Here is a 6374-nt window from a genome sequence, read left to right on the forward strand (position 1 = left end):
CCATCCGGGCCCGCTTGGCGCGCACCTGAAATACGCCGAAGCCCGAAAGCTTCACCTGTTCGCCGCGCTCCAGAGCCTGGGCGGCCAGCTCAAGCGTCCGCTCAACGAGTTCGGAACAATCCTGACGGGTCAGACCCACCTCTTCGTGAACCGCCTCGCACAGGTCGGCCCGCGTTACTGTCGCGCCCTTCATCTCGCCCCTGCCCCCTACTGAACCACTGTCGACGGGCCGCAATCGCGGAAACGTCGGATAATCGTCATGACCTGATTGTCGCATCAGGTCAAAGACTTCAAGGCGTAACCGGGGACGGGCTTGAAGCTAACGCCTACAAGCGCACGACGCAGGCGCCCCAGGTCAGGCCGCCGCCCATGGCTTCCATCAGCAGCAGTTGGCCGGGCTTGATACGGCCATCGGAAATGCCTTCGTAGAGCGCCAGGGGGATGGAGGCCGCCGAGGTGTTGGCGTGCTTGGCCACCGTGGAGATGACCTTTGCGGAATCGATGCCCAGGCGTTTGGCCACGCCCTCCAGGATGCGCTGGTTAGCCTGGTGGGGGATGAACCAGTCGACGTCGGCGACATTGACCCCCGCGTCGGCGGCGGCGGCCACCACGGCTTCGGAGATGTTCACCACGGCGTGGCGGAACACCTGGTTGCCCTGCATCCGCAGGTGGCCGATCTGGCCGTTGGTGGAGACCCCGCCGTCCACATAGAGCAGGTCCTGCTTGGCGCCGTCAGCGCGGAGCGCAAAGCCCAGCAGGCCACGGTCGGCGGTGGTCCCCTCGCCTTCCACAGGCTCCACCACCACAGCGCCAGCGCCGTCGCCGAACAGCACGCAGGTGCCGCGGTCGGTCCAGTCCATCAGCCGGGTCATGGTTTCCGCGCCAATCACCAGGGCGCATTGCGACCGGTTGCGGGCCACGAAGCCGTCGGCCACCGAGAGCGCGTAGACGAAGCCCGAGCAGACCGCCTGCACGTCGAAGGCGATGCCCACGGGGCAGCCCAGCTTACGCTGCACGATGGCGGCCACCGAGGGGAAGGTAAGGTCGGGCGTGGTGGTCGCCACCACGATCATGTCCACCTCGTCCACGGTGCGCCCGGCCGCGGCCAGGGCCCGCTTGGCCGCAGCCACCGCCAGGTCGGAGACAGGCTGGTCCTCGGCCGCCTTGTGGCGCTGGCGGATGCCGGTGCGCTCACGGATCCAGGCGTCGGAGGTGTCGACGAACTTGGCCAGGTCGTCGTTGGTGACGATCTGTTCGGGCAGGTATCCGCCCACGCCGGTGACGGCGCTACGCAGCACCTTGGTCACTTCAGGCGGCTCCGTCCAAGGGCGTCGGGATCACCTCGGCCAGGGCGGCGGGAAGCTTGCGCATGTTGCGCTCGATCTCGGCGGCGAAGCCACTGCGCGCCAGGTCGGCCGCCACCCGCAGGGCCTGGGCGAAATCCCGGTCGGTGGCGCCGCCGTGGCACTTCAGGACGATGCCGTTCAGGCCCAGCAGCGGCGCCGCCGGCGGCGGGCTCAACCGGTCGCGGAACTTGCGCAGGGCGGGCCGGGCGATCACCGCCCCCAGGGTCCCGCCTAGGTTGGAGGTGAGCGCGGTGCGCAGCTCGGTGGTGATAAAGCGCGCGACGCCTTCCATGGCCTTGAGCGCCACATTGCCGGTGAAGCCGTCGGTGACGATGACGTCGACCTTGCCGCGCGTCAGGTCGTCGCCCTCCACGAAGCCGCGGTATTCCAGGTCCAGATGGCCTTCGCGCAAGACCCGGTGCGCCTCGCGCACCTCCTGGTGGCCCTTCATATCCTCGTGGCCCACGTTCAACAGGCCCACGGTGGGCCGCGGCGTCCCGTGGGCGGCGCGGTGGAAGGCCTCCCCCATGATGGCGAACTCCACCAGCCGCTCGGCGTCGCAGTCGACGTTGGCGCCCACATCGAGGAATGTGGTCACGCCGGAGCTGTGCGGCAGGCTGGCCACCAGAGCGGGCCTGTCCAGGTCTGCGCTCATCCGCAGGATCAGCTTGGAGATCGCCATCAGGGCGCCGGTGTTCCCAGCCGACAGCGCCGCGGCGGCTTCGCCGTTGCGGATCGCCTCCACCGCATTCCACATGGAAGTGCCCTTGCCCCGGCGCAGGGCCTGGGCGGGTTTCTCGTCCATGCCGATCACGCGTTCCGCATGGCGCAACTCGCACCGCTCCACAGCGGCCTTGTGCTTGGACAGTTCCGCGGCCATCGCCGCCTGATCCCCGTGCAGCAGGAAGCGGACGTGAGCCGGCACCAGGGTCAGGGCGCGGGCGACGGCGGCAACCGCCACGGACGGTCCGTGGTCTCCGCCCATAGCGTCGATGGAAATCACCAGGGATTGGGTCAAAACGGCGCTTGGGTCCTTCGGCGGCGGCCAGGCCGGGATTCGCCGCGACGATATACCTTCCACGCCCGGACATGGAAACCTTCGCGGCGCGGGCTAGTCCTTTGGGTCGGTGAGCTTCCTGAGCACCGCAAAGGGCGAGACTTCCTCCGTGGGCGGCGCATAGTCGAACTCGACCCCCGGCTTCCTCGGGAATGGGTCGATCTCCAGCCCCAGGTGCTCGACAACATAGGCAGCCAGGTCGAAGTGGTCGTGCTCCAGCAGGTCCGGGGGATCGGGCGCCTCCAGGTCCAGCTCGACCTCACCGCCCTGGGCGGGCTGGGCGTGCGGGCTGCCCGACGGCAGCAGGCGGACCTGGATCTCGCCCTCCACCGGCTGTTCGAAGGTCTCCAGTGATATGCCGCAGGTCTGTTCCACCAGCGCGCGGAAGCGGCCGGTGATCTCCGCGCCGTCCAGCCACGGCTTGACGGTGAGGTCGGCGCTCAGCGACGGCAGGCTGACCAGCAGCAGTTGCTTCGCCAGGGCCGCGCGCTGGTCGGCGTCGGGCTCCAAGCGCAGGGTCAGCCCGCCACGGCCCAGTTCGTTCAGCCGGATGGGCTTGGTCCAGGGCTCGGTCACAGCGGCTTCCAGTCAACCTTGCCGGCCAGCAGCGCGTCCAGAGGCTGGGCGGCCAGGGCGGCGCGCTGGGCCACCACATAGGCGGCCATCTCGAGCGGACGGGCGTCGGCGGCCTCGGCGTAGACGGTGCGGGCCAGCAAGGCTTGCAGGCCCTCGGTGGCCGGGAGGGCCTCGAAGGCTTCCTGATAGGACTTCACGCGGCCGAAGAAGGCCTCGCCCAGCTTGCGCATCTTCTTGCCCACCGAAAGGTCGCCCACGCCCATTTCCCGCAGCGCGTGGTCCAAGGCCTTCAGGTAGGTGTCGAACAGCGCCTGGGCGGTCTCCGCAGCCTGGTCGCCCTGGCGCTTGAACCGGTCGAGCAGCAGCATGACGTGCAGGCTGTAGAGTTCAAAGCGGCCTTCCACCGTGTCGGGGGCGCCCATCTCGCGATAGAATGCGGGGGTGCGGGACTGTTCCACCACCCGCGCATAGAGCGCGCGGCCGGATTCCCGGGAGGGCCTGGGCTTGAACAGTCGGTCGAGCAGCATGGACGGCCTCGATTTCGCCAAGAGCGGGCGCTAAAGGCGGGGGGCATTGAACTAAGCGGCGGCCGGCGATAGGTCAAAGCCTCTCAAGGAAAAGAACGGTCCCTGATGTTCCGACGCGCCGCTTTCGCCGCCCTCACCGCAGGCCTCCTGGCCACCAGCGCCTGCGCGCCGATCACCTCCTATTCCGGATTCCAGGCGATCGAGTCCGATCCGAAGGACGTCGCCGTGGGTACCGACACCAAGTCCACCGTGCGCGGCAAGCTGGGGTCGCCGTCGGCCACCTCGACCTTCGACCCCAACGTCTGGTTCTACATGAACCAGATCAAGGCCCGCATCGCCTTCCGCAAGCCCACGGTCACGGCGCGCAACGTCACCGCCATCACCTTCAACAAGGACAGCGAGACGGTCGAGAGCGTGTCGAGCTACACCCTGAAGGACGGCAAGGTCATCGCCTTCAACGGCCGCGAGACGCCGACCCGCGGGCGCGAGATGACCGTGCTGGAACAGCTCCTGGGCACCGTCGGGCGCGGCTCCATGCTGCCGCGGGATGACGAGACCGTCCCCGGCAACCGCCCGGGCGACCGCCGCTAGCGGTTTCTCCCGCAGCCCGGAACGAAGAACGCCCCGGAGATCGCTCTCCGGGGCGTCTTTCTTTGGTGCGTCGCCCTAGGGGATCAGCCCCAGTTGGCCAGGACCGCCAGCAGCAGCAGGGCCACGATGTTAGTGATCTTGATCATCGGGTTCACGGCGGGACCCGCCGTGTCCTTGTAGGGGTCGCCGACGGTGTCGCCGGTCACCGCGGCCTTGTGCGCCTCGGAGCCCTTGCCGCCGTAGTGACCTTCTTCGATCAGTTTCTTGGCGTTGTCCCACGCGCCGCCGCCCGAAGTCATCGAGATGGCGACGAACAGGCCCGTGACGATCACACCCATCAGCATGGCGCCCAGGGAGGCGAAGGCGTTGGCGTCCGTCGAGATCGCGCGGATCACGAAGAACAGCAGCACCGGCGTCACCACGGGGAGCAGGCTAGGGACGATCATCTCGCGGATGGCCGCCTTGGTCAGGATGTCCACGGCCCGGCCGTACTCCGGCTTGACCTCGCCGGTCATGATGCCCGGGTTCTCGCGGAACTGACGGCGGACTTCTTCCACCACGGCTTCCGCCGCCCGGCCCACGGCGGTCATCGACATGCCGCTGAACAGGAATGGCAAGAGGCCGCCGAACAGGAGGCCCACCACCACGTACGGGTTGGACAGATCAAAGGCCACCGTGCCCAGGCCGTAGAAGAACGACCCCGGCTGGGCTTCGGCCGCGAAGAACTTGAGGTCCTCCGTATAGGCGGCGAACAGCACCAGAGCGCCCAGGCCTGCCGAACCGATGGCGTAGCCCTTGGTGACGGCCTTGGTGGTGTTGCCCACCGCGTCCAGCGCGTCGGTGGCGACGCGGACTTCCGCGGGCAGGCCGGCCATCTCGGCGATGCCGCCGGCGTTGTCGGTGACCGGACCGAAGGCGTCCAGGGCCACGATGAAGCCCGCCAGCGACAGCATGGCGGTGGTGGCGATGGCGATGCCGAACAGGCCCGCCAGATTGTAGGTGATCAAGATGCCGATGATGATCGTCAGCGCCGGAAGCGCTGTCGATTCCAGCGACATCGCCAGGCCCTGGATCACGTTGGTGCCGTGACCGGAGACCGAGGCTCTGGCCACCGACTTCACCGGACGGAAGCCCGTGCCGGTGTAGTACTCTGTGACCACCACGATCGCTGCGGTGACGGCCAGGCCGACCACGCCGCACCAGAAGAGGTCGGTGGGGCCGAAGGTGAACTCACCCACGGTCAGGCTTTCCGGAACCAGCGCGTTGATCACGAACCAGAGGGCCACGATGGACGTGGCGCCGGTGACGATCAGGCCCTGGTAGAGCGCGCCCATGATGTTGCGCTTCTTGCCCAGGCGCACGAAGAAGGTGCCCAGGATCGAGGTGATGATGCAGGCGCCGCAGATGGCCAGCGGCAGAAGCATCATGTTGCCGACCAATTCCTGACCGCGGAAGAAGATCGCCGCCAGGACCATGGTGGCGACCGTGGTCACCGCATAGGTCTCGAACAGGTCGGCGGCCATGCCGGCGCAGTCGCCGACGTTGTCGCCGACGTTGTCAGCGATGGTCGCGGCGTTGCGGGGGTCGTCCTCAGGGATGCCGGCCTCGACCTTGCCCACCATGTCGCCACCCACGTCGGCACCCTTGGTGAAGATGCCACCGCCCAGACGCGCGAAGATGGAGATCAGCGAGGCACCGAAGCCCAGCGCCACCAGACCGTCGATGACCTCGCGGCTGGTGCTCTCGAAGCCCGCTCCCAGGGTCAGGAAGGCATAGTAGCCGGCCACGCCCAGAAGCGCGCCGCCCGCCACGAACATGCCGGTGATGGCCCCCGACCGGAAGGCCAGATCCAGACCCTTGCCCAGGCTCTCGGACGCCGCCTGCGCGGTCCGGACGTTGGCCCTTACCGAGATCAGCATGCCGGCGAACCCGGCCAGACCCGAAAGCACCGCGCCGATGACGAAACCGATCGCGGCCCAGGGCCCGATCAGCAGATAGGCCGCGATCAGGATCACGACCCCGACCATGGCGATGGTGGTGTATTGCCGGCGCAGATAGGCCGAGGCCCCTTCCTGGATCGCCGCGGCGATCTCGCGCATCTTGTCGTTGCCGGTGCTGGCCTTCATCAACGAGGCGGTCTGGACGAGGCCGTAAAGGACTCCCAGCGCGCCTGCGGCGATGACCAGCCACAGATAGTTGCTCATGACGTTTCCAAATCCTGTGAACTTCAAACGCCCGGTCCCTTGGCGCGGTGGGCGTTATTCGCCTCTGTCCGCC

7 protein-coding genes are annotated in these 6374 nt (G+C 67.8%); 1 reads left to right on the top strand and 6 read right to left on the bottom strand.

Annotated features, from left to right (window positions below):
* From ACLL81_RS16220 to ACLL81_RS16240, 5 genes are all read right to left on the bottom strand, one after another.
* On the bottom strand, positions 1-193 hold a 193-nt coding region (locus ACLL81_RS16220), incomplete at its 3' end, for an HU family DNA-binding protein (protein WP_411289404.1).
* Positions 194-326: 133 nt separating this feature from the next.
* Positions 327-1298, bottom strand: coding sequence for a beta-ketoacyl-ACP synthase III (locus tag ACLL81_RS16225; protein WP_411289410.1), 972 nt, complete (start codon positions 1296-1298; stop codon positions 327-329).
* 10 nt (positions 1299-1308) lie between these two features.
* Positions 1309-2364 (bottom strand): phosphate acyltransferase PlsX, encoded by a 1056-nt coding sequence (gene plsX, locus ACLL81_RS16230; RefSeq protein ID WP_411289405.1) that lies wholly within the window; start codon positions 2362-2364, stop codon positions 1309-1311.
* A gap of 93 nt (positions 2365-2457) precedes the next feature.
* Positions 2458-2979 (bottom strand): DUF177 domain-containing protein, encoded by a 522-nt coding sequence (locus tag ACLL81_RS16235; RefSeq protein ID WP_411289406.1) that lies wholly within the window; start codon positions 2977-2979, stop codon positions 2458-2460.
* Positions 2976-3506, bottom strand: a complete 531-nt coding sequence (locus ACLL81_RS16240) for a ubiquinol-cytochrome C chaperone family protein (protein ID WP_411289407.1) — start codon at positions 3504-3506, stop codon at positions 2976-2978. The genes ACLL81_RS16235 and ACLL81_RS16240 overlap by 4 nt, the downstream gene beginning before the upstream one ends.
* 105 nt (positions 3507-3611) lie before the next feature.
* Here ACLL81_RS16240 and ACLL81_RS16245 point away from each other — a divergent pair, with 105 nt between their 5' ends.
* A complete protein-coding gene (locus ACLL81_RS16245; protein WP_411289408.1) occupies positions 3612-4097 on the top strand; it encodes an outer membrane protein assembly factor BamE in 486 nt (161 codons plus the stop codon).
* A gap of 83 nt (positions 4098-4180) precedes the next feature.
* On the opposite strand, the gene ACLL81_RS16250 is transcribed toward ACLL81_RS16245, so the two are convergent.
* Positions 4181-6301 (bottom strand): sodium-translocating pyrophosphatase, encoded by a 2121-nt coding sequence (locus tag ACLL81_RS16250; protein ID WP_411289409.1) that lies wholly within the window; start codon positions 6299-6301, stop codon positions 4181-4183.
* Positions 6302-6374 lie beyond the last annotated feature (73 nt).

This window comes from Phenylobacterium sp., assembly GCF_046590535.1.
In the GTDB taxonomy this organism is placed as follows: Bacteria; Pseudomonadota; Alphaproteobacteria; order Caulobacterales; family Caulobacteraceae; genus Phenylobacterium.